At 63.8% G+C, this 23,744-nt stretch carries 21 protein-coding genes; 12 read left to right on the top strand and 9 right to left on the bottom strand.

Features of this window, described 5'->3' with window-relative positions; all coding sequences use genetic code 11:
* The first annotated feature begins 307 nt into the window (after positions 1–307).
* From P0D96_RS08855 to P0D96_RS08820, 8 genes are all read left to right on the top strand, one after another.
* Entirely contained in the window at positions 308–787 is a 480-nt protein-coding gene (locus P0D96_RS08855) for an NUDIX hydrolase (protein WP_408313005.1), read from the top strand.
* Between the two features lie 58 nt (positions 788–845).
* Positions 846–1,991 (top strand): tRNA 2-thiouridine(34) synthase MnmA, encoded by a 1,146-nt coding sequence (gene mnmA, locus P0D96_RS08850; protein ID WP_408313002.1) that lies wholly within the window; start codon positions 846–848, stop codon positions 1,989–1,991.
* Between the two features lie 216 nt (positions 1,992–2,207).
* Entirely contained in the window at positions 2,208–3,818 is a 1,611-nt protein-coding gene (locus P0D96_RS08845; RefSeq protein WP_408312999.1) for an FMN-binding glutamate synthase family protein, read from the top strand.
* A gap of 203 nt (positions 3,819–4,021) precedes the next feature.
* A complete protein-coding gene (gene glyQ / locus P0D96_RS08840) occupies positions 4,022–5,029 on the top strand; it encodes a glycine--tRNA ligase subunit alpha (protein ID WP_106310562.1) in 1,008 nt (335 codons plus the stop codon).
* A 15-nt stretch (positions 5,030–5,044) separates the two neighbouring features.
* A complete protein-coding gene (glyS, locus tag P0D96_RS08835; RefSeq protein WP_408312996.1) occupies positions 5,045–7,144 on the top strand; it encodes a glycine--tRNA ligase subunit beta in 2,100 nt (699 codons plus the stop codon).
* Positions 7,145–7,154: 10 nt separating this feature from the next.
* Complete coding sequence (gene gmhB / locus P0D96_RS08830; RefSeq protein ID WP_132376042.1) at positions 7,155–7,709, top strand: D-glycero-beta-D-manno-heptose 1,7-bisphosphate 7-phosphatase; 555 nt, start codon at positions 7,155–7,157, stop codon at positions 7,707–7,709.
* Positions 7,710–7,749: 40 nt separating this feature from the next.
* Positions 7,750–8,508: a lysophospholipid acyltransferase family protein gene (locus P0D96_RS08825; RefSeq protein WP_408284275.1), complete on the top strand. Its 759-nt coding sequence runs from the start codon at positions 7,750–7,752 to the stop codon at positions 8,506–8,508.
* 44 nt (positions 8,509–8,552) lie between these two features.
* Complete coding sequence (locus P0D96_RS08820) at positions 8,553–9,455, top strand: M48 family metallopeptidase (RefSeq protein ID WP_408312993.1); 903 nt, start codon at positions 8,553–8,555, stop codon at positions 9,453–9,455.
* Positions 9,456–9,523: 68 nt separating this feature from the next.
* Here P0D96_RS08820 and P0D96_RS08815 read toward each other — a convergent pair whose 3' ends face one another.
* The 3 genes from P0D96_RS08815 to P0D96_RS08805 all read right to left on the bottom strand — a co-directional run bounded on the left by P0D96_RS08815 (position 9,524) and on the right by P0D96_RS08805 (position 11,544).
* Positions 9,524–9,922, bottom strand: a complete 399-nt coding sequence (locus tag P0D96_RS08815) for a hypothetical protein (RefSeq protein WP_132376045.1) — start codon at positions 9,920–9,922, stop codon at positions 9,524–9,526.
* A 26-nt stretch (positions 9,923–9,948) separates the two neighbouring features.
* A complete protein-coding gene (gloA, locus tag P0D96_RS08810; protein ID WP_132376046.1) occupies positions 9,949–10,335 on the bottom strand; it encodes a lactoylglutathione lyase in 387 nt (128 codons plus the stop codon).
* An 87-nt stretch (positions 10,336–10,422) separates the two neighbouring features.
* A complete protein-coding gene (locus tag P0D96_RS08805; protein WP_132376047.1) occupies positions 10,423–11,544 on the bottom strand; it encodes a porin in 1,122 nt (373 codons plus the stop codon).
* 254 nt (positions 11,545–11,798) lie between these two features.
* Here P0D96_RS08805 and P0D96_RS08800 point away from each other — a divergent pair, with 254 nt between their 5' ends.
* Positions 11,799–12,734, top strand: coding sequence for a DMT family transporter (locus tag P0D96_RS08800; protein WP_408178331.1), 936 nt, complete (start codon positions 11,799–11,801; stop codon positions 12,732–12,734).
* A 33-nt stretch (positions 12,735–12,767) separates the two neighbouring features.
* On the opposite strand, the gene rsmA is transcribed toward P0D96_RS08800, so the two are convergent.
* The 4 genes from rsmA to P0D96_RS08780 form a co-directional block, all read right to left on the bottom strand.
* Positions 12,768–13,598, bottom strand: coding sequence for a 16S rRNA (adenine(1518)-N(6)/adenine(1519)-N(6))-dimethyltransferase RsmA (gene rsmA / locus P0D96_RS08795; RefSeq protein ID WP_132376049.1), 831 nt, complete (start codon positions 13,596–13,598; stop codon positions 12,768–12,770).
* A gap of 146 nt (positions 13,599–13,744) precedes the next feature.
* Positions 13,745–14,755: a 4-hydroxythreonine-4-phosphate dehydrogenase PdxA gene (pdxA, locus tag P0D96_RS08790; RefSeq protein WP_132376050.1), complete on the bottom strand. Its 1,011-nt coding sequence runs from the start codon at positions 14,753–14,755 to the stop codon at positions 13,745–13,747.
* A 5-nt stretch (positions 14,756–14,760) separates the two neighbouring features.
* Positions 14,761–16,122 carry a peptidylprolyl isomerase gene (locus P0D96_RS08785; RefSeq protein WP_132376051.1) on the bottom strand — a complete coding sequence of 454 codons (1,362 nt, stop codon included), beginning with the start codon at positions 16,120–16,122 and terminating at the stop codon, positions 14,761–14,763.
* A 79-nt stretch (positions 16,123–16,201) separates the two neighbouring features.
* Positions 16,202–18,568: an LPS-assembly protein LptD gene (locus P0D96_RS08780; RefSeq protein WP_132376052.1), complete on the bottom strand. Its 2,367-nt coding sequence runs from the start codon at positions 18,566–18,568 to the stop codon at positions 16,202–16,204.
* Positions 18,569–18,790: 222 nt separating this feature from the next.
* On the opposite strand from P0D96_RS08780, the gene P0D96_RS08775 reads away from it, so the two are divergent.
* Positions 18,791–19,882 carry an aminoglycoside phosphotransferase family protein gene (locus P0D96_RS08775; RefSeq protein WP_408312990.1) on the top strand — a complete coding sequence of 364 codons (1,092 nt, stop codon included), beginning with the start codon at positions 18,791–18,793 and terminating at the stop codon, positions 19,880–19,882.
* Between the two features lie 3 nt (positions 19,883–19,885).
* On the top strand, positions 19,886–20,599 hold the full coding sequence (gene murU, locus P0D96_RS08770) for an N-acetylmuramate alpha-1-phosphate uridylyltransferase MurU (protein ID WP_408178327.1): 714 nt from the start codon (positions 19,886–19,888) through the stop codon (positions 20,597–20,599).
* Between the two features lie 77 nt (positions 20,600–20,676).
* Here murU and P0D96_RS08765 read toward each other — a convergent pair whose 3' ends face one another.
* Positions 20,677–22,566 (bottom strand): ABCB family ABC transporter ATP-binding protein/permease, encoded by a 1,890-nt coding sequence (locus P0D96_RS08765; RefSeq protein WP_408178326.1) that lies wholly within the window; start codon positions 22,564–22,566, stop codon positions 20,677–20,679.
* A gap of 284 nt (positions 22,567–22,850) precedes the next feature.
* On the opposite strand from P0D96_RS08765, the gene P0D96_RS08760 reads away from it, so the two are divergent.
* Entirely contained in the window at positions 22,851–23,246 is a 396-nt protein-coding gene (locus P0D96_RS08760; RefSeq protein ID WP_132376056.1) for an acyl-CoA thioesterase, read from the top strand.
* Between the two features lie 62 nt (positions 23,247–23,308).
* On the opposite strand, the gene P0D96_RS08755 is transcribed toward P0D96_RS08760, so the two are convergent.
* Complete coding sequence (locus P0D96_RS08755) at positions 23,309–23,644, bottom strand: DUF4148 domain-containing protein (RefSeq protein ID WP_408178325.1); 336 nt, start codon at positions 23,642–23,644, stop codon at positions 23,309–23,311.
* Between the last annotated feature and the right edge of the window lie 100 nt (positions 23,645–23,744).

The raw sequence follows: 23,744 nt of genomic DNA, 5'->3' as shown, positions 1-23,744 counted from the left end.
TTTCGTGCGCGCGCGTCTCGGCTGGCACTCCGATGTGCATCTTGTTCCTCCTCGACTTCCTGTTTTACGACAGATCGGCCGACGAGGCCCGCCGGCTTGCGAGTGCAACGGCTAACGCCTCACTTTAACCGAAACAGGGGGGTGCGCAGAAATCGGGGACAATCCGGGGGTGCCCGGCGGACCGGCCCGACGTCGCGGACGACGAGCGGCCGGCCCCCCGGTCGTGCCTGTCACCCGCAACCGGCCGCCCGCCGCTGGCCGTCCGCTTCCCGGCAGGCGAGGCCCATAAACGGTAAAATGCGCACCCATGAAACCGGAAACCTGGCTGCCGCACGTCACCGTCGCGGCCATCGTCGAGCGTGACGGGCATTTTCTCGTGGTCGAGGAGCATACCGTCGACGGCCTGCGCCTGAACCAGCCCGCGGGCCATCTGGAAGCGGGCGAGACACTGGTGGAAGCGGTGATCCGCGAAACGCTCGAGGAAACAGCCCACCCGTTCGTGCCCGAGGCGCTGGTGGGCATGTACATGACCCATTTCGAGCGGCCCGGCAGTGAGGGCGTGACCTACCTGCGCTTCACCTATTGCGGCACCGGCGGCGCAGCCGATCCGCAGCGCGCCCTCGACCCCGACATCGTCCGCACGTTGTGGATGAGCGCCGACGAATTGCGCGCCTGTCCCGAACGGCACCGCACACCGCTCGTCATGCAATGTCTCGACGATTACCGCGCGGGCCGGCGTTTCCCGCTCGACTTCGTGCACACGCATTCGGTCGGGCAAAAAAGATAGCCGCAACGAGCGGCCAACCCACGATCCATGAAGTCACGCAGCACCCAGTGAGCATCTTATGAGCAAGCAGAAAGTCGTAGTAGGCATGTCGGGCGGCGTCGATTCGTCGGTTACCGCATGGCTGCTGAAGGAACAGGGCTACGACGTGGTCGGCCTGTTCATGAAAAACTGGGAAGACGACGACGACAGCGAATACTGCTCGACGCGGCAGGACTGGATCGACGTGGTCTCGGTGGCGGACCTGATCGGCATCGACGTCGAAGCAGTCAACTTCGCCTCCGAATACAAAGACCGCGTGTTCGCTGAATTCCTGCGCGAATACTCGGCCGGCCGCACGCCGAATCCGGACGTGCTCTGCAATGCCGAAATCAAGTTCAAGGCTTTCCTCGACCACGCCATGTCGCTCGGCGCGGAAACCATCGCGACCGGCCACTATGCGCGCGTGCGCGAGAACGACGGCCGCTTCGAACTGCTGAAGGCGTTCGACCATACGAAAGACCAGTCGTACTTCCTGCATCGGCTGAATCAGGCGCAGTTGTCGAAGACGCTGTTTCCGCTCGGCGAGATTCCGAAAACCAAAGTCCGCGAAATCGCCGAGCAGATCGCGCTGCCCAATGCAAAGAAGAAAGACTCGACCGGCATCTGCTTTATCGGCGAACGGCCGTTCCGCGACTTCCTGAACCGCTATCTGCCGACCAAGCCCGGCCCGATGAAAACCACCGACGGCAAAGTGGTTGGCGAACATATCGGCCTCGCGTTCTATACGTTCGGCCAGCGCAAGGGCATCGGCCTCGGCGGCAGCAAGGACGGCAGCGGCGAGCCGTGGTTCGTCGCCGGCAAGGACATTCCGTCGAACACGTTGTACGTCGCCCAGGGCCATGATCACTCGTGGCTGCTCAGCCATACGCTGTCCGCGGGCAATACCAGCTGGGTGGCGGGCGAGCCGCCGGCGGACGGCTTCGCGTGCGGCGCGAAGACCCGTTACCGGCAAGCGGATGCGCCATGCACGTTTAGCAGAACGAGCAGCGGCGAAGGCCTCTTCGAGCTGAATTTCGAAGCGGCGCAATGGGCTGTCACACCGGGGCAATCTGCGGTGCTCTACGATGGCGACGTGTGTCTCGGCGGCGGCATCATCGAACATGCGGTCACCGGACAGCCGGTCGCGCGTGAGCCGCAAAAAGCGGCGCTGCTGACCGCCCGTTGATCCAGACGTCCAATCGTGCGGCAACTCGGCCTGGCGCCGCACGCTTCACTTTCACGTTTCAATCTGCGCTGCGCGTGGCATCCACGCGTTCGCTCTTCAAACCGCAGCTAGCTTCACCATAACAAGCAGTCGCTCGTTTTCCTTTGCGGCGGATTCCGTCTGCGCCGGCAGCGCTGGCGATCCCGCCGTGACGATCCTCACTGCACTGGAGTCCCCATGTTTTCTCGACGTTATCTGGCCATGTGGTGCGCCGCCGCGCTGTTCGCCGTCTGCGCGGCGTTGGCCGCCACGCAGCATAGTTCGTGGTTCTGGATCATCGTGCCGCTCGCACTGGTCGCGCTCGGCCTGTTCGACCTGACGCAACAGCGCCACGCGATCCTGCGCAACTATCCGCTGTGGGGCCACTTCCGTTTCCTGTTCGAATTCATCCGCCCGGAGATCCGCCAGTATTTCGTCGAAGGCGACACGGACGAAAAACCGTTCTCGCGCGCCCAGCGCAGCATCGTCTATCAGCGCGCGAAGAACGACGTCGACAGCCGTCCGTACGGCACCGAACTCGACGTCAAAGCCATCGCGCACGAATGGATCAGCCACTCGCTCGCACCGACCACGCTCGAGAATCACGACTTTCGCATCGTCGTCGGACCGGATCGCGCGCAGCCTTATTCGATGTCGATCTTCAACGTCTCGGCGATGAGCTTCGGCTCGCTGTCGGCGAACGCGATCATGGCGCTGAACCTCGGCGCGAAGAAAGGCAACTTCGCGCACGACACCGGCGAAGGCTCGATGTCGAAATATCACCGCGAGCACGGCGGCGACATCATCTGGGAAATCGCCTCGGGCTACTTCGGTTGCCGCAACGACGACGGCAGCTTCAGCGCGGAGAAGTTCGCGAAACAAGCCGCCGAGCCGCAAGTGAAGATGATCGAGGTGAAGCTCTCGCAAGGCGCGAAGCCGGGCCACGGCGGCGTGCTGCCGGCCGCCAAGATCACACCGGAAATCGCGGAGACGCGCGGCGTGCCGATGGGCCGCGACTGCATCTCGCCGGCCACGCACTCCGAGTTCTCGACGCCGCGCGGCCTGCTCGAATTCGTCGACCGTCTGCGCACGCTGTCGGGTGGCAAGCCGACCGGCTTCAAGCTGTGCATCGGGCATCCGTGGGAATTCTTCGGCATTGCCAAGGCGATGCTGGAGACGGGCATCCTGCCGGACTTCATCGTCGTGGACGGCGCGGAAGGCGGCACGGGCGCGGCGCCGCTCGAATTCACCGACCACGTCGGCGTGCCCTTGCAGGAAGGTCTGCTGCTGGTGCACAACACGCTGGTGGGCATCGGCTTGCGGCAACGTATCCGCATCGGCGCGAGCGGCAAGATGATCACCGCGTTCGACATCACCAAGACACTCGCGATCGGCGCGGACTGGGTCAACGCGGCGCGCGGCTTCATGTTCGCGGTGGGCTGCATCCAGGCGCAGACCTGCCACACGGGGCGCTGCCCGACCGGCGTGGCGACCCAGGACCCGGTGCGCCAGCGCGCGTTGGTGGTTCCGGACAAGGCCGACCGCGTCTTCAATTTCCATCACAACACGCTGCATGCGCTGAAGGAAATCATTCAGGCCGCGGGATTGAAGCATCCGGCGGAACTGCGCGCGCATCACATCGTGCGGCGCGTGTCGTCGCATGAGGTGCGTTTGATGTCGGAGCTGCTGAAGTATCTCGAACCGAACGATCTGCTCAACGGTCGCTACCGCTACTCGCTGTTCGAGAAGTATTGGCCGGTGGCGCAAAGCGATTCGTTCTCGCCGAAGATGGAGCTGGCGGCGACCTGATCCGCCCGCCGACGCACCCGGCACGACGCAGGGCCGCCACACGCGGCCCTTTGTCGTCTAAAGCGCACTCGAACTCCCGTCCGACCCCGCAAAACGGACACCCCCCTCCCTTTCCGTTAAAATCTACGGTTTAGCACTTCGCTCCACGGCCACCCGGCGCGCTTCGGCGCTCACGGCGCGGCCCCATGCCCGAAAGGCACTTCATGCTCACGTTTCAGCAAATCATCCTGACACTGCAGTCCTACTGGGACAAGCAGGGTTGCGCGTTGCTCCAGCCGATCGACATGGAAGTCGGCGCGGGCACGTCCCACGTCCATACCTTCCTGCGCGCGGTCGGCCCCGAGCCGTGGCGCGCGGCGTATGTGCAACCGTCGCGCCGCCCGAAAGACGGCCGCTACGGCGAGAACCCGAACCGTCTGCAGCACTACTACCAGTACCAGGTGGTGCTCAAGCCTGCGCCGGAAAACATCCTCGATCTGTACCTCGGCTCGCTCGAAGCCCTCGGCTTCGACCTGAAGCAGAACGACGTGCGCTTCGTCGAAGACGACTGGGAAAACCCCACGCTCGGCGCCTGGGGTCTGGGCTGGGAAGTGTGGCTGAACGGCATGGAAGTGACCCAGTTCACGTACTTCCAGCAGGTCGGCGGCCTGGATTGCAAACCCGTGCTCGGCGAAATCACGTATGGGCTCGAACGCCTCGCCATGTATCTGCAGAAGGTCGAGAACGTCTACGACCTCGTCTGGACCGAGTGGGAAGAACAAGGCCCGAACGGCCCGGAACTGCGTCGCCTGACTTATGGCGACGTGTACCACCAGAACGAAGTCGAACAGTCCACCTACAACTTCGAGTATGCGAACGTCGAGTTGCTGTTCTCGATCTTCAACAGCTACGAAGCCGAAGCGAAGCGCATGATCGAAGCGCAGATCGCGCTGCCCGCCTATGAGCTGGTGCTGAAGGCCGGCCACACGTTCAACCTGCTCGACGCACGCGGCGCCATTTCGGTCACGGAACGCGCGGCGTATATCGGCCGCATTCGTGCGCTGTCGAAGCTGGTCGCGCAGGCCTACTACGATTCGCGCGAAAAGCTCGGCTTCCCGATGCTCGGCAATCCGGTGCACGGCGTGCCCGGCCTCACGACCGACGAACAGGACGCCGCGATGCCCGCCTGGGCGCCGCCGCTGAAAGTCGAACGCAAGATCGACCAGGACTGACGAGAACATCAACACATGACTCAACCCCATCAAGCTACCCTGCTCGTCGAACTGCTGACCGAAGAACTGCCGCCGAAGGCGCTCGCGCGTCTCGGCGACGCCTTCGCCGAAGGCATTGCGCAGCGCCTCGCGGCGCGCGACCTGGTCGAAGGCGAACTGTCGTTCGAACGTTATGCCACGCCGCGCCGCCTCGCCGTCACGATCAAGAACGTGCGCGCGGTTGCGCCGGAAAGACACGTGCGCGAAAAGGTGCTGCCGGTTTCCGTCGCGCTGGATAAAGACGGCCAGCCCACCGCGCCGCTCGCCAAGAAACTCGCCGCGCTCGGCTTCCCCGATTTTTCGGTGAACGACCTGGAGCGCGCGCAGGACGGCAAGGCCGAAGCCTTCTTCCTGCGCTACGCCGCGCCCGGCGCCACGCTCGCCGACGGCCTGCAAAGCGCACTCGACGAAACGCTCGCCAAGCTGCCGATCCCGAAGGTCATGACGTATCAACGCCCGGATGGCACCAACGTTCAGTTCGTGCGTCCGGCGCATCGGCTGACCGCGCTGCATGGCGAACAGATCGTGCCGGTGAGCGCGCTCGGCATCGACGCCGACGACACCACGCTCGGCCATCGCTTCCTCTCCGAAGGTTTCGTGCAGATCCAACACGCGGACTCGTACGCCGAGACGCTGCTGCACAAAGCCCACGTGGTGGCGAATTTCGCCGACCGCAAGGCAACCATCCGCACGCATCTGCTCGCGCAAGCCGACGGCGACCAGGTGGTGATGCCGGAATCGCTGCTGGACGAAGTGACGTCGCTGGTCGAATGGCCGGTGGTCTACGCGTGCCGTTTCGAGGACGAATTCCTGCAAGTGCCGCAGGAATGCCTGATCCTCACCATGCAGACCAACCAGAAATACTTCGCGCTGACCGATGCGAACGGCAAGCTGCGCTCGCGCTTCCTGATCGTGTCGAACATCGAGACGTCCACGCCGGGCGATATCGTCGAAGGCAATGAACGCGTGGTGCGTCCGCGTCTGGCGGACGCGAAGTTCTTCTTCGAGCAGGACAAGAAGAAGCCGCTCGCGGACCGCGTGCCGCTGCTCGCGAACGTCGTGTATCACAACAAGCTGGGTTCGGCGCTGCAACGCGTGGAGCGCGTCGAAGCGCTGGCCGGCGCGATTGCCGGATTGATCGGCGCCGACGTGGTGCTCGCGAAGCGCGCCGCGCGTCTGGCCAAGGCCGACCTGATCACCGACATGGTCGGCGAATTCCCCGAGCTGCAAGGCACGATGGGCACGTACTACGCGCGCCACGACGGCGAGCCGGAAGAAGTCGCGCTCGCGTGCTCGGAGCACTATCAGCCGCGTTTCTCCGGCGACGCGTTGCCCACCACCGCGACCGGCACTGTCGTCGCACTGGCCGACAAGCTGGAAACGCTGGTCGGCATCTGGGGCATCGGCCTGCAACCCACGGGCGAGAAAGACCCGTTCGCGTTGCGCCGTCACGCGCTCGGCGTGCTGCGCATTCTCGTCGAGAAGCAACTGCCAGTCGATTTGCTCGAACTGCTGCGTACCGCTTACGCGCAATTCGCCGCGGTGCCGAATGTCGCCGATTCGACGCAAGCCATTTACGAGTTCAGCATGGACCGCCTGCGCGGTCTGCTGCGCGAGCGCGGCTATGCGCCGGGCGAAATCGACGCGGTGCTGGCGCTGAACCCCACGCGTCTGGACGACATCGTCGCGCGTCTGGATGCCGTGCGTGAATTCGCGTCGCTGGCGGAAGCGGCCTCGCTCGCGGCGGCCAACAAGCGCATCTCGAACATCCTGAAGAAATCGGAAGGCGCGGCGACCGGCGGCGTGCAGGCCACGCTGCTCATCGAAACGGCGGAAAGAGCCTTGCATGCGCAACTCGAACAGGTCGCGCCGCGCGTGCAATCGCAACTGGCCGCACGCGACTACACGGGCGCGTTGACCGCGCTCGCCGCGTTGCGCGAACCGGTCGACACGTTCTTCAACGACGTGATGGTCAACGCCGAAGATCCGGCATTGCGCGCCAACCGTTTGGCCTTGCTCGGCGCACTGCATCAGCAGATGAACTGCGTCGCCGATATTTCCCGACTCGCCGCCTGAGCCCCGCGCCATGCCAACCAAAAAAGTGGTGATCCTCGACCGCGACGGCGTGATCAACGTCGACTCCGACGCGTTCATCAAGTCGCCGGACGAATGGGTCGCACTGCCCGGTTCGCTCGAAGCCATCGCGCGTCTGAACCAGGCCGGCTATCGCGTGGCGATTGCGACCAACCAGTCGGGCATCGGCCGCGGCCTGTTCGACATGAACGCGCTCAACGCGATGCATCTGAAAATGCATCGCATGGCGGCAGCGGTCGGCGGGCGCATCGACGCGGTGTTCTTCTGCCCGCACACGGCGGAAGATCATTGCGAGTGCCGCAAGCCTAAGCCCGGCATGTTGAAGATGATCGCCGAGCGCTTCGAGGTCGACCCGGAACATACGCCGGTGGTCGGCGACGCCATGCGCGATCTGCAAGCAGGCGCGTCGCTCGGCCATCCGACTCATCTGGTGCTGACCGGCAAGGGCCGCAAAACACTTGCGGCCGGCGGCTTGCCCGAAGGCACGATCGTGCACGACGACCTGCGCGCATTCGCACTCGACTTCCTCGCCGACGCTCAAGAGTGACGCGCGCCACGCGCGTCCCCATCCCTCACTGACCACGCCGATGCGCTTCATCCGTTCTTTGCTTCTGCTGATCTACTTCGTTCTGTTCACGGTGCCGTACGCGACCGCATGCTTCATCGCATTCCCGTTCATGCGCGCCGACAATCGCTACTGGATGGCCGCCGGCTGGTGTCGCGCGACGCTGCATACGGTGCGTTGGCTCAACGGTATCCGCTACAACATCGAAGGCTTCGAGAACCTGCCCAACGGCCCCGCGGTGCTGCTCTCCAAACATCAATCGGCATGGGAAACGCTGGCGTTTCCGGCACTGATGCCGCGGCCGCTGTGCTACGTGTTCAAACGCGAACTGCTGTACGTGCCGTTCTTCGGCTGGGCGCTCGGCATGCTGAAGATGGTTCACATCGATCGCAAGGAAGGCAAGTACGCGTTCGAATCGGTCATCAAGCAAGGCAACGCACGCATGGCGGAAGGCGCCTGGGTCATCATGTTTCCGGAAGGCACGCGCACGCCGACCGGCAAGCAAGGCAAGTACAAAACCGGCGGCGCGCGTTTCGCGACGGCCACCGGTGCGCCGGTCATACCGATCGCGCACAACGCAGGACGTGTGTGGCCTCGCAACTCGTTTCTCAAATATGCGGGTATAGTCACAGTGTCGATCGGCAAGCCGATCGACACGACGGGGCTCACGCCCGATGAAGTGAACACGCGCGTCGAACAGTGGATCGAAGCTGAAATGCGTCGCATCGATCCTACCGCGTACCGCGCGGCGGAAAGCAGTTCCGCCGCCGCACCAATCTGACGCGCCCACGCCCTCGAAGGCGTATTTGCGCGAAGCCGAATCCGATGCAGAAGTCTCCCACGCCACAGCCCGCTGCGGCGCTCGATAACCGGCAACTCGATCTCCCGCTCTTCGCCGAGCCGGGGTCGACGTCGTCGTCCCCTTCACCTTCCGCGCCGTCGCCAGGGGTTTCGCAGAACTCGCCTGGCGGCCAGCAAACGGCCGTGCCGCTTGCGCCGGATGGCAGCAAGTTGCGCAGCCTCGCGATCGGCTCACGCACGCTCCATTACGCGCTCAAGCGTTCGGCGCGCCGCTCGATCGGCTTTGCGATCGACAGCACCGGTCTCACGATCACTGCGCCGCGCTGGGTCACGCTCGCCGATATCGAAACCGCGATCACCGAAAAGCAGCGTTGGATTTTCACGAAGCTGATCGAGTGGCAGACGCGTGTCGAGCAGCGCGCGTTGCCGAAGGTCGACTGGAAAGACGGCGCCGAGGTGCCGTATCTCGGTCAGCCGGTGCGCGTGAAACTCGGCGCGCCGCAAGGCACGCTCGCATTCAGCGCGGAAGATGCGGCGTTGCAAGTGCCGCTGCCCTTGCAGGCGGATCCGCAGCAGATCAAAGATCGCGTGCAAGGCTGGCTGCAGGGTGAAGCGAAGCGCTTGTTCGGCGAGCGCCTCGCGATTTACGCGGAGAAACTGGGCGTGAACTATCGCGCATACGCGCTCTCGTCAGCGGCGACGCGTTGGGGCAGTTGTTCGAGTGACGGCAAGATTCGCCTGAACTGGCGGCTGATTCACTTCCCGCTTTCCATCATCGATTACGTGGTCGCGCACGAGCTCGCGCACCTGCGTGAAATGAATCACAGCCCACGCTTCTGGCAAACAGTCGAATCGATCTTTCCGGAATTCCGCGAAGCGCGCCAGACGTTGAAGTCGCATCCGCCGGAATTGCTGCCGACGCTTTGAGGCCTTCCTCGCGCTTTGAATGAAACCGGCGCTTCAGTCTGAAGCGCCGGTTTGTCACGCACTGCCGCTCATTCCGAGCAGAAGGTTTCCTGCAGATGACGCCACGTCACCTTGCCATGTGCGTCGAGATCCATCACCGCCGTGGAGCGCCGCACGTTCGCGTTGCCGGCGTTGTCGCGCTGATACTCGCGATATTTCACCACCGCGCCTGACGGGTACTCAGCGACGATCTCCTTGTCGCGGATCGCGATTTGCGAGCCCGGACGCGCGCCGTGCAGCTTCGAGAAAATCTCGCGCAGGCCGGCATGATCCAGTGCGATGCCCGACGTCATGACCAGCGTGAATTGCGGTGCGAAGCGCGCCATGATTCGCTGCAGCGCGCCTTCGTCCGCGGAACCGTCGAACAGGGCTTCGATTTCGACGTGGATCTCGTCGAGTTCTTTGAAGTAGGGATTGATGTTATTCATTGTTTGATCTCGCCCTGCCGCCTGCCTTATTTCTTCTTCTGGATGAACTCGATCTTGTAGCCGTCCGGGTCCGTGACGAAAGCGATCACGGTCGTGCCGTGTTTCATCGGGCCGGCTTCGCGCACGACCGTACCGCCTTGTGCCTTGATTTTGTCACATGCGGCGTATGCATCTTCCACTTCCACGGCGAGGTGGCCGAAGCCGGTGCCGAGGTCGTAGGTGGGCGTGTCCCAGTTGTGGGTGAGTTCGAGCACGGTGCCATTGCGTTCATCTTCGTAACCGACGAATGCCAGCGTGAATTTGCCGTCCGGATAATCATCGCGGCGCAGCAGTTTCATGCCGAGCAGTTCGGTGTAGAAGGCGATCGAACGGTCCAGGTCGCCGACCCGGAGCATAGTGTGAAGAAGGCGCATTATGCACTCCCTGTTGCGTGGTAACGAGACCGTCAATGTACCCGGAATCCCGCGACGCTGCAGAGAGTGCCCTCTGTGAATCAGTACTCAGAATTGATGCCGCACGCCTGCCATCAAGCCGATCTGCGAGCCCTTCTGCGCGAGCCCGACGCTGTTGACGCCCTGCAGTTGCGCGCCGATCAGGTCGCCGCGGTACAGCGAATAATCGCCTTCCAGATAGACGTCCGTGCGGCGGGACAGGTTGTAGTCGGCGACCAGTTGGTACTGCCACGCGGAGCCGTCCTGCGCGGCGGTTTTGCCGTCCTGCAGCGTGCGCCAGACGTTCGCGGCGAAATGCCACTTGTTGCTGACCTGTTGCGTGATGCCGCCCATGATCATGCGGCGCCGCGCAAAGTCCGTGTACTTGAGCGCCGCCAGCACGGGCGCGGTGAACGGCCCGTTGGCGAAATTCGAAAAGCCCGGGTCGTTCTGATTGACGATGTAGCCGGCGGAAAAGCGCGTGAGGTTCCAGGTGTACGAGCCGCCGAACGTCCATGTTTTCGCGGCCGCGCCGTTGACCGAATCTTTCGACACTTCGTACGCGCCGCCGACGCTGAACGGACCGCCTACCGGCTTATAAGCCGCGGCCGCGCCGATCTGACTGCCATAGGAATTGCCCGCGTTGCCACCGAACGCGTAGCCGGCCGCGAACGTGAAGCCGTTGTATCTCGCCTGATATTGCACCTGATTGCTGGTCCAGATGCCGCCCGTCATTGTGATTTCAGGTTGAAAACTGAAGTCGTACGGGATCCAGGAATTGCTGCCGTAGCCAGCCACCGTGACGCCTTCGATCACGACGTTGTATTGACGGCCGAGAATGATCTGGCCGTACGAATCCGAACGCACGCCGACCTGCGCTTCATTGAAGAACGGCAGCGTGGGATCGCTTTGCCCGGTGTTGATATAGATGCGGTTTTCGAGTTTGAAGAAGGTAGACCAGCCGCCGCCGAGATCTTCGACGCCCTTCAGCCCCCAGCGGCTTTGCGTCATGCCGCCGGTGCCGAGTCCGATCGACGAATCGCCCGCCTTGTTGACGTGAGTCAGATAGCGCACGCTTTCGTCGACCACGCCGTACAGCGTCACGCTGGATTGCGCGTGCGCCATCTGACACCCCAACGACGCCAATGCCGCGGGCACCGCGGCCGCTGCCCACCTGCCTACGTTCTTCATGCCTTCTCCTCGTACAGGCTCCGCATCGCGCGGATAGTTCGTGCCTTGAATGTCCTGACGAAACGTTTGTGGCTGAACCTTATCGCGAAACGGCACCCGTGCGAAATTAGTCTGAAGCAGGTGTTGTTAAGTCAGCAAAAACGCTTGCCGGCTTGCTTTCGGCCCGTAAGAAGCACGCGTAGGCGGTGGGGTCATCGGCGGGCGGCTCGGGCAGGTTTGATATCGTACGGGCTGTTCCCGACTCGACCCACCCCATGAGCACCTCCGCCCTGCCCGCACGCCGCACCCCGGATAGCTTCGCCATCCTGTTGATGATCGGCCTGTGCGCGATCTGGGGTCTCCAGCAAGTCGCGATCAAGAGCACCAACGCGACGCTGCCGCCGGTCTTTCAGGCGGGCGTGCGTTCGGCGATTGCGGCGGTACTGGTATGGGGCTGGGCGCGCTCACGCGGCACGCCGCTCTTTCGCGACGACGGCACCCTGGGCGCCGGCCTGCTCGCGGGCGTGCTGTTCGCGGGCGAGTTCGTGTGCATTTTTCTCGGCCTGACGCTAACCAGCGCGTCGCGCATGGCGGTCTTTCTGTACACCGCGCCGTGCTTCACGGCGCTCGGGCTGCACTGGTTCGTCGACGGCGAGCGCATGCGGCGGATTCAGTGGCTCGGTATCGTCGTGGCGTTCGCGGGCATGTCGCTTGCCTTCGCGGACGGCTTCCTGCACGGCCACGCCGCGCGCGGCTCGGTGCTCACGGGTGTTGTGGGCGACGCGCTCGGTGTGTTGGCCGGCGTCGCGTGGGCCGCGACCACCGTGGTGGTGCGCGCCACGCGCCTCGCTCAATCGAGCGCCAGCAAGACGTTGTTCTATCAACTGACGGTCTCGGCCGTGGTACTCCTCGCGCTTGCGCTCGGGCTCGGCCAGGCGCACGTGGCCACCGTCACGCCGCTGGCAGTAGTGAGCCTCGCGTATCAGGCGGTGATCGTGGCGTTCGTCAGCTATCTGGTGTGGTTCTGGCTGCTGACGCGCTATATCGCGTCGCGCCTGTCGGTGTTCTCGTTCCTCACGCCGCTGTTCGGCGTGACCTTCGGCGTGCTGCTGCTCGGCGAGTCTTTCAGCCTGCGCTTTCTGATGGCCGCGGTGCTGGTGTTGACCGGCATCGCGCTGGTCAACGCACCGGCGAAGCGGGTGACGATCTAGAGCCTCGGGCCGTCAGAGCCCAAGCCCCAAGACTTAGGCTTTGGCCGCCACGATCTGCGCCACACGCACGTATTCGGCCACCGGCACATCTTCAGCGCGACGTTGCAGGTCGAAGCCGAGCGCCTCGAAATCCACCGAATCGCGATACGCAGCGAGCGTGTTGCGCAACATCTTGCGACGCTGCGAGAACGCGGCCGTCACCACTTCGCCGAGCACGCGCTCGTCCACCGGCGCCAGTTCATGCAGCTCGTACGGAATCATCCGCACGATCGCCGAATCGACTTTCGGCGGCGGGTTGAACGCTTCGGGCGGCACGTCGAGTTGCTTGTCGATCACATAGCGATATTGCAGCATCACCGAAAGACGGCTGAACGCCTTGGTGCCCGGCTCCGCCACCATCCGCTCGACCACTTCGTTCTGCAACATGAAGTGCTGATCGATCACGCGATGCGCGAACGACGTCAGATGAAACAGCAGCGGGCTCGAAATGTTGTACGGCAGATTGCCGACAATGCGCAGCGACGCCTTGTCGCCGGGCGCGGCCAGCGAGCCGAAGTCGAACGCGAGCGCGTCGCCCGCATGCAGTTCGAGCAGGCCGCCGAATTTCGTCTTCAGACGGCCGATCAGATCGCGATCCAGTTCGACGGCGTGCAAGGGCGCTTCCGGCGTCGCCAGACGCTCGATCAGCGGTTCGGTGAGCGCGCCGAGGCCCGGCCCGATCTCGACCATACGCTCGCCGCGTTGCGGCCGGATGACATCGACGATCGAATCGATCACGCCCATGTCGACCAGAAAATTCTGACCGAAACGCTTGCGCGCGATATGACCCTGGTGCCGGCCCTGTTGCTGTCTGCTGGTGGACATCGAAGAAACGCTAAGAAAGAGAACTGCTTAAGAAAAGGAACCTGCTGAGCGGCGCGCGCTTGCTCGACGCGCTCGCCATGCCGCATACATAGCTAGCGGCAGGATACCAGCGAGACGCCGCGCACAGGCCGCGCGACAGCGCCGAATCAGCCCGCGCGGCGGTGCTGCGCCATCGACACCGCCGTCTCGATCGCGGCGATCAGACTGCCCGCGTCGGCGCGGCCCGTGCCGGCCAGATCGAGCGCGGTGCCGTGATCGACCGAGGTGCGGATGATCGGCAAACCGAGCGTGACATTGATGCCTTCGCCGAACGTGGCGTACTTCAACACCGGCAGGCCCTGGTCGTGGAACATGGCCAGCACGCAGTCGGCCTCATCCAGATAGCGCGGCTGGAACAGCGTGTCGGCCGGATACGGACCGCGCGCGTCGATGCCTTGAGCGTCCGCGAGGTTCAGCGCCGGCGTGATGACCTCGATTTCCTCGCGGCCCAGATAACCGTTTTCGCCCGCGTGCGGGTTCAGCCCCGTCACGAGGATGCGCGGCGCGGGCAAACCGAAGTGGTGCCGCAAATCGTGATCGATGATGCGCAGCGTTTCGACAATGCCTTCGATCGAAAGCGCGGCGGAGACATCCTTGAGCGGCAGATGCGTGGTCGCCAGTGCGACGCGCAACGGACGCTTGCCGGTGCCGGCCAGCATCATCACCACGCGCGGCGTGTGCGTGCGCTCGGCCAGATATTCGGTGTGGCCGGTGAAGGGCACGCCGGCATCGTTGATGGTGCTCTTTTGCAGCGGCGCGGTGACGATCGCGTCGAACGTGCCGGCTAGCGCTCCATCGATCGCGCTGTCGAGCAGATCGAGCACGTAGCGGCCGTTGGCCGCGTTGAGCTTGCCCGCGACGGCAGGCGCCCCGAGCGGCCGGTGTTGCAAGCGCACGCGCTTGCCATCCGCCACCAGTGCGCTCCAATCGACACCGACGGCACGCGCACGTTCGGCGAGCAGGTCCGCGTCGCCCAACACGGTGAACTGCGCGTGGGGCCAATGCGCCGCCGCGCCCGCCAGTGCCTGCGCCGTCAATTCGGGGCCCACGCCGGCGGGCTCGCCGGTCGTGATCGCGATCTGCAACGGTGGGCGGGCGGACTGGGCGGCGCTTGTCATGACAGTTATTGCATGCTCGACTGAGTGGGCTTCACTTCCACGTACGCAGTATCGCGCAGTTCGCGCAACCAGTCGGCGTAAGCCTGTTCCGCCTTGCGCTGACCGATGGCCTGGCGCGCCAGATCCATCTGCTGCGAGACCGAACCTTCGGATTCGCGGCGGCCCAGCACCTGAATCAGGTGGTAGCCGTATTCGCTGCGAACCGGGTCGCTGATCTGGCCGTCCTGCAGGCTGTTCATGGCGCGCTCGAATTCCGGCACCGTCTCGCCCGGGCTGATCCAGCCGAGGTCACCGCCTTGCGACGACGAACCGTCTTGCGAGTATGTGTGCGCGAATTTCGAGAAGTCGCCGCCCGAAGCGATTTCGCTCTTGATTTCGAGCAGCTTCTGACGCGCTTGCGGTTCCGACATGCCGTCGCCGACGCGCAGCAGAATGTGACGCACGTGCGTTTGCACGAGCTTCGGCGCATCCGAGCTGGCGCCCTGACCCGCGCGGCGATCGACCAGACGCACGATTTCGAAACCGTCGTTGGTGCGGATCAGATCCGGATTGACTTCGCCGGGACGCATTGTCGAAGCGGCCTTGACGAATTCAGGCGGCAGCTTGGACGGTGAAGCGAAACCCGTATCGCCGCCTTTCGATGCATCCGGCGCCTGCGAATTGGACTTCGCCAGTTTTTCGAAGTTGGCGCCGCCCTTGGCTTCGGCGAGCAATGCTTGCGCCTTCTGCTGCGCCGCTTCGATATCCGTTTCCGACGCGTTCAGCGGCGCCTTGATGAAAATGTGCTGCAGATGCAGATCGCTCGTCAGGCCGGCGTTCGGGCCACGCTGACTGGCGATGTAGTTCGCGACTTCGGCGTCCGACACCGTGACCTTGCTGTCCACTTCCTTCTCGCGCAGACGCGAGAGCGTCAGTTCGGTACGCGCGTCGCTGGTGAACGTGCTCCAGGGCACGCCTTGCGCCTCGATGCGCGAGCGATACACGTCGAGCGACAGGTTGTTCGCCGCGGCAAGCCGTTCGAGCGTTTTTTGCACGGTGGCGTCGTCGATGTTGATGCCGTCTTCCTTGGCCTTTTGCAACTGGATGCGTTCCAGCACCATCTGGTTGAGCACCTGCTGGCGCAACTGGTCCATCGGCGGGACCGGCGCGTTCTGCTGGTTCAGGCGGCGGGTGATCAGGCTCATGCGTTCGTCGAGCTCGCGCCGCGTGATGACACCGTTGTTGACCACTGCGGCAATGGTGTCGACCGTCTGGCCGCTACTGCCGCCCAGCGCCTGCGCCTGCACCGGCGCAACCGACAGGAAAGACGCCGCGGCGGCAATACCGGCCGCAAGCGTTGCCAAGCGAAGCTTTTTCATGATTGCCACAGATACTCCAATGATGTCGGGCGCGCCTGGCCCGTCTTTTCGCACTTTATAAATGATGCGCCATTCGTCAAACGATGCGTCATTCGTAGTTGGTGAACCGCGACTCCGGCGGCGGCGGCGGCGGCAACGGCGTATAGCCCGCCACGCTGGCGCGGAATGCGGTCATCAGCCCGTTGTCGACGCTCGACAAGCCCTTGAACGTCAACTGCGCGAGGAACCGCGTGCTCGACTGATTCTGCCCCGAGGTGTTCAGACCGTTCGCGTAGCGCTGGATCCCGGCCCCGAGCGTCCAGCAGTCGGCGTCGTACTGCAGGCCGACCAGACCGTCGACGATCCGGTGGCCGCCCAGGTCGTAATTGAACCGGCCCACGCCGTACACCCGGTGCGTGAGCGGCCACTGGCCCGAAATCAGCACCTGATTGATCGGCTGGTTGTCCAGCGTGGTGTTCGCGCGCGTGTAGCGGTACGCGACGTTGATCACCTTGCCGGTGGCCGGACTGAACCCGAAGCCGACGCTCGTCTTCACCAACTGGTTGTTGTCGGCATTATATTGGAACGCCGTTTCCGAAGCGAAACCGGCGCCGAGCTTGAACGACGCCCCGGCGATCAGGTCCGAATGCGTGGCCTGCGCGCTGGTCTGGGTAGGCTGCAGCGTGACGCGCTGGTCCTGGAAGTAATACTGCTGCGCGATCACGAATCGCGCCCGTTCGTCGCCCGTTGCCGCGTTGATGAAGCGCGTGGTGAGAGCAGCCGTCAGACGGTTCGCGTCGGCGATCCGGTCGTTGCCGACGAAGGTGTTCGGCGTGAAGATTTCCGCCAGCCCGAAGTCGGAGTCGGCGGTGTCGAACAGCGGCGCGGATTCCTGATTGCGGAACGGCGTGTACACGTAGTACAGGCGCGGCTCGAGCGTCTGGATGTAATCCTCGCCGAAGATCCGCACCGAACGGTCGAAGATCAGGCCCGTGTCGAACGACAGCGTCGGGATCGATTCGGTGAAATTCTTCGGCGTGCCCACCGGCACGTCGTCGCCGATATTGCGCAGGTTGTACGACGCAAAGTGCCACTGCACCTTCGGCGTGACGAAGTAACCCGGCCCGACTACCGAATACGAAATGTACGGGTTGAACATCACCCGCTGACCTTCGGTCATGTCCGCGGTAGTGATGCGGAAATTCGTGTAGTCGGCTTCCGCCCCGAAGTCGAAGCCGCCGACGTTGTACTTCGCGTACTTCACGTTCAACTGCGGCTCGCGGCCGTACGGCGCGACCGACGGCGTCAGCGTCTGCCAGTGCTGCTCGCGCGCGAGCACCGACCACGGGCCATTGTTGTAGGTCAACCCGGCTTCCTGTTGATACAGGAGCTGGGTGCCGTTCATGAACTGATTGACCGACGACGACAAATCTTCCGGATACGTGTTGTCCGAAACCTTGTTGTAGTAGATGTAGCCGCCGAACCCGTTGCCGAAGTTCTGGTTGTGCTGGATGTACAGCGCGTAGCGGTTGGTCTTGGTCAGGTGGTCGTCCGGCAGGAACTCGCCGGTGATCGAGCCGGAATACGTGGGCGACAGGTAACGGAACGACGCCTGCGTCTGCACACCGCGCTTCGAGATCAGACGCGGCGTGAGCGTCAGATCGCGATTCGGCGCGATGTTGAAGTAATACGGCACCGACAGTTCGAAGCCGTTCGACGAACTCAGCGAGAACGTGGGCGGCAAAATCCCGCTGCGCCGCTCGCCCGAGAGCGGGAACGACAGCCAGGGCGAGGCGAACACCGGCACGCCCTGGAAGAACAGCACGCCGTTGTAGGCGACACCTTCGTCCGCGCCGGTGTCGAAATCGAACTCGCTGCCCTTGATGTACCAGGCCGGATCGTCCGCGCACGCGCAGGCCGTGTAGGTGCCCTTCGTGAAGACCGAGCGCTCGTTGTCGAGCAGGTCGACGCGCTCCGCGCTGCCCGAGCCGCCCGTCACGTTGAAGTGGTACTTCGGCGCGGTCATGAAGCCTTCGCTCGAATCCACGCGCATGTGCGCTTCCGGGCCGACGAACGAATTGCCGTTGTTGACTACGTGGACCTGGCCGTACGCGTCGGCCATATCCGTGTCCTGGTCGTAATGCAGCGCGTCGGCCTTGATCACGACCGTATTGCGCCGCACCTCGGCCGAGCCCTTGGCGGCCATGTCCTGGTCAGTGGTGCCGGTGGTCGTGTCGCCGAGCACGAACGTGGCCGGTTTCTGGCCCTGCTGCAACGGACGTTCTTCCAGCTGCGGGGCAAGCTGCATGCCCCAGGGCGCGTCGATAGGTTGCGGCTGCGCGGCTTCCCCCACCAACTGGGCGTGCGCAAGCGCGGGCATCAGGCCCGGAACGGCGATCAACGCCGCGACGAGCCGCCTTTTGCGCGGCACAACAGCACAAGAGGGAGTCGTTTGGGAAAGCTGTCTAGGCGGCATGTATCGTTTGGCGAATCGGCTCGTCCGTCAGCATCTGCAGTCACGGTCCACCGCCTGCACACCCCGACCGTGACAGTCGGCTGCACATCAATATTTACAATCTGTCGAACGATGAGGCGGGCGGTAAAGCGGAATACGCGAAAGCTGGCGTGAGCCGCGTCAAAAAAGTCGTGGGGTATTATATGGCAAGACGTTGCCCCTCTGAATTTGCCGCCGGTTTTCATGACGCTGCCCCCATCCCAAGACTCCACCGATACCCGTCTCGAACTGCTCAAAGCCTGGCTGAAAGGCCACGTGGCGCGCTATGCGCTCGAGCTCGACACACTTGTCCCGGCTTCGTCCGACGCCAGTTTTCGCCGCTATTTCCGCCTGGCCGGTAAGGCGGCGGAAGGCGAAAGCAACGGCACGCTGATCGCCGTCGATGCCCCGCCGCCCGAAAAGTGCCGCGAATTCGTGCAGGTCGCGCAGTTGCTCGCGGCCGCCGACGTGCACGTGCCACGCGTGCTGGAGGTCGATTTCGAGGCCGGCTTCATGCTCGTCACCGATCTGGGCACCGCTTCGTACCTCGGCGCGCTGACCGAAGCGCAAAACGCGGACGACTCGCGCCGTGCCCGTGCGCTGATGCGCGACGCGCTCGATGCGCTGATCCGCTGGCAACTCACCTCGCGCGAAGACGTGCTGCCGCCGTTCGACGAAGCCTTCCTGCGCCGCGAGATGGAGTTGATGCCGGAGTGGTTCCTCGGCCGGCATCTGGGCCGCGGGACGGACGAAAAAGCGGACGAAAAGGTACGCGGCGTGCTCGATCGCACGTTCGCGCTGCTGATCGCGAGCGCCCGTGCGCAGCCGCAGGTGTTCATGCTGCGGGACTTCATGCCACGCAATCTGATGCTCGCCGCCGAGCCGAATCCGGTGAACCCGGGCGTGCTGGACTTCCAGGACGCGGTGTACGGCCCGATCACCTACGACGTCGCCTCGCTGTTGCGCGATGCGTTCCTGAGCTGGGACGAAGAGTTCGAGCTGGATTGCTTCGTGTACTACTGGGAGCGGGCTAAAAAAGCCGGCCTGCCGGTCGATCCTGATTTCGGCGAGTTCTACCGCCAGATCGAATGGATGGGTCTGCAACGGCACATCAAGGTGCTGGGGCTCTTTTGCCGGATCAACTATCGCGACGGCAAACCGCACTACATGAAGGATCTGCCGCGTTTCATCGGCTATGCGCGCAAGGTTGCCGAGCGCTATGCACCGCTGCGTCCGTTCGCGAAGCTCCTCGACGATCTCGAGGGCCGCGCGAACGAAGTCGGCTACACCTTCTGACCGATGACGATGTCCCTGAAGAAAGCGATGATTTTCGCCGCGGGCCGCGGCGAGCGCATGCGTCCGTTGACCGACACATGCCCCAAGCCTTTACTCGACGTGGGCGGCAAGCCGCTGATCGTGTGGCAGATCGAACGGCTCGCGCTTGCGGGCTTTCGAACCATTGTGATCAACCACGCGTGGCTCGGCGAGCAGATCGAAGCCACGCTCGGCGACGGCTCGCGCTGGCAAGTCCAGTTGCGCTACTCGGCCGAGAACGAGGCGCTGGAGACGGCGGGCGGCATCGTGCAGGCGTTGCCGCTGCTGGAGGATGACGGCGCGAGCGAAGTGTTCGTCGCGGTCAGCGGCGACGTGTACGCCGACTTCGATTACGCCACGCTGAATGTGCACGCCGAAAGATTGCGGGCCTTGCGCGAGCCGGGCATGCATCTGGTGATGGTGCCGAACCCGGCGTTTCATCCGAATGGCGACTTCGGTCTGGTTGACGGCGCGCTCTCGCTCGACGCCCGACCACGGTTCACGTTCGGCAACATCGGGCTATACGACACGCGCATGTTCCGCGATCTGCCGCGCGGCACGCGGCGCGCGCTCACGCCGTATTACCGCGACACGATCGGACGCGGTCTCGCGAGCGGCGAGTTGTATGAGGGCTTGTGGGAGAACGTCGGCACGCCGGCGCAGTTGGGCGAGCTCGATCAGCGTTTGCGCACGCGTTGAGCGCGACGCGTTCGGCGCCGGAATTTCGCATCACGCTGCATTGCCGAACGACAACGCAAAAAACCACCGCACAAGTTTTATTGCCCACCCTCTCCCGCACCCACTGCTTCCACCGCCTCCGGCGCCTCGGCCGCGCGCTGCTGCTGCAAGGCCCACATCTGCGCGAACAGGCCGTTCGCGCGCAGCAGTTCCGCATGCGTGCCGCGCTCGATGATCCGCCCTTTGTCCATCACGATGATCTGCTGCGCGTGCACCACCGTCGAAAGCCGGTGCGCGATGATCAGCGTCGTGCGCTCGCGGGCGATCTGATCGAGCTCATGCTGAATCGCGCGCTCGGAACGTGAATCGAGCGCGGAGGTCGCTTCGTCGAATAGCAGGATCGGCGGATTCTTGAGGATGGTCCGCGCAATCGCCACGCGTTGCTTTTCGCCGCCGGACAACTTCAGGCCACGTTCGCCGACCGGCGTTTCATAGCCCTTCGGCAAGCCTTCGATGAACTCGTGAATATGCGCCGCGCGCGCCGCCGCAATCACTTCCTCGCGCGTTGCCGAGGGACGGCCGTAGGCGATGTTGTAGTAGATCGAATCGTTGAACAGCACCGTATCCTGCGGCACGATGCCGATCGACGCGCGCAACGAATCCTGCGTGACGTCACGAATATCCTGACCGTCGATGGTGATCGCGCCGCCCATCGCGCGGTCAAGATCGTAGAAGCGGAACATCAGCCGCGCGAGGGTCGATTTGCCCGAACCGCTATGGCCGACCACTGCGGTGGTGGTGCCCGCCGGAATCGTGAAGCTCACGTCGTGCAGAATCTGGCGCGCCGGTTCGTACGCGAAGTTCACGCGCTCGAAGCGCACCTGCGCGCCGTTCACGCGCAGCGCGGGCGCACCCTCCAGGTCGGGCACTTCCCGCGCGGCGCCGAGCAGCGTGAACATGCGGTCCATGTCGGTGAGGCTTTGCTTCAACTCGCGATACACCACGCCGAGAAAATTCAGCGGAATATAAAGCTGCAGCATGAAAGTGTTGATCAGCACCAGATCGCCGAGCGTGAGACGCCCGGCCATCACGCCTTGCGTGGCGCGCCACAGAATGAACACGAGCCCCGTGCCGATAATCGCCTGCTGCCCGAAGTTCAGCGCCGACAGCGAGCGCTGCGACTTGATCGCCGCCGTGCGATAGCGCTTGAGGTTTTCGTCGTAACGGCTCGCTTCCCACTCTTCGTTGCCGAAGTATTTGACTGTCTCGTAGTTCAGCAGCGAATCGATCGCGCGTGAATTCGCCTTCGAATCGAGATCGTTCATGGTGCGGCGAAAATGCGTGCGCCACTCCGTGACCTTCACCGTGAACACGATGTACACGGCGAGCGCAATGAACGTGACCACCGCGTAATACGCCTCGTACTTGACGACGAAAAAGCCGAGCACGAGCCCGACTTCGACGAGCGTCGGCAGAATGCTGTAAAGCGAGTACGAGATCAACTGCGTGATGCCGCGCGTGCCGCGCTCGATGTCGCGCGACATGCCGCCCGTCTGCCGTTCGAGGTGAAAGCGCAACGACAGCGCATGCAGATGGCGGAACACTTTCAGCGCGAGTTGGCGCACCGCGCTTTCGGTCACCTTCGAAAACAGAATCTCGCGCAGTTCGGTGAACAGCGACGTGGACAGCCGCACCACCGCATACGCGACCACCAGCAGGCCGACGCCGCCCAGTAACACGATGGCCGGCGAATCGTGAGCACGGCCGAGCGCGGTGAGATGCTGCACCGAGGCGAGGCTGTCGACGATCCGCTTCATCACGATCGGCACGCCGAGATTGGCGACCTTCGCGCCGATCAGGCAGCTCAGCGCGAAACCGACCCGCCATTTATACGTGGCGAGATACGGCAGCAGCGACAGGATCGTCTGCCAGTCGTTGCGCGGCTGGGTGGAGATCGGCGAGGGTTCGGACGAGGGCGTGCGGCGCATGGAGATCGGCTGGGGAGAGTGTGGAGATGCCGGAGTTCGCAGCGGCGCGGCGACCGCGGCATGCCGGCTCGGCATACTGCTTTTGGTCGCGCGACCCGGCTGGGCGCTTTCCCGTACAATTCCTGATCTTTCTATTGTCGCAGAAGCCGGCTGGCGCCGCTTTTCATGGGTTGGCCCGCCGTGGGTGGCACGTTGGCCGCGCGGTGCGTGCCGTAACGTTGTCGTGAAATGCCCCGCCTGCCGGTCGAGCCGACCGAGCCAACACGTTTCTCAAGGGTGCCCCGATGACCGATATTCTTCAACTCCCGCAAAAGCACTGCGCGCTGCGCGTGGTGCCGCAGCCCTCGGACGCGAACGTCCACGGCGACGTGTTCGGCGGCTGGATCATGGCGCAAGTGGACATTGCCGGCTCGATTCCGGCAAGCCGCCGCGCCAACGGGCGGGTAGCGACCATCGCGGTCAATTCGTTCGTGTTCAAGCAGCCGGTGTTCGTCGGCGATCTGCTGAGCTTTTACGCGGACATCGTCAAGACGGGCAATACGTCAGTCACGGTGGCGGTCGAGGTCTACGCGCAGCGCATGAGCCTAACCGAAGATCTCGTGAAGGTCACCGAAGCCACGCTGACCTACGTCGCCACCGATAGCGACCGGCGCCCGCGCGCGTTGCCGCTGCTGGATTGAGCGGGTCGCGGTAAAAAAACGAGGCGCCGCGGCGCCTCGGTTTCTTCAGGCTTGGTATAAGGTCACTGGCTCGCCGCCGCGCCAATCCCCGCCTTCTTCTGCGCGTTCTGAATGTCGTTCGGATAATTCGGATCGTTGCGCGACGGCTGATAGCCGTTGCTCTCCAGCTGTTTCAACTCGGCGTTTTTCTTCGCCCGCGCCTCCTTGCGTGCGGCCTTGCGCTGAGCCTTGGTGCTCGGAGCCGCCTTCGATGCGGCCGACGGAATGGCCGCATCGGAATCGCTGCCCGCCGGACCGCCACCGCCGCCGCTTTGCGCGAACGCCGGCGCGGCGCAAGCCACGCTCAGTACAACCGATGCCAGCAACACAGACAGTTTCTTTGCAGGTGACGACGTCATTGTTCTCTCCAGTCGGATCAGTCGGATTGGCGGATAGTCGACGGCGAAACGCCCATGACCTGGTGCGAGCAGCGAAAATCGGGCGCAACGCCGCGTGAAT

The organism is Paraburkholderia sp. RL17-347-BIC-D, assembly GCF_046027915.1.
GTDB lineage: Bacteria > Pseudomonadota > Gammaproteobacteria > Burkholderiales > Burkholderiaceae > Paraburkholderia.
Note: the sequence above shows the minus strand (reverse complement) of the source record. Positions and strands in the feature narration are given on the sequence as shown.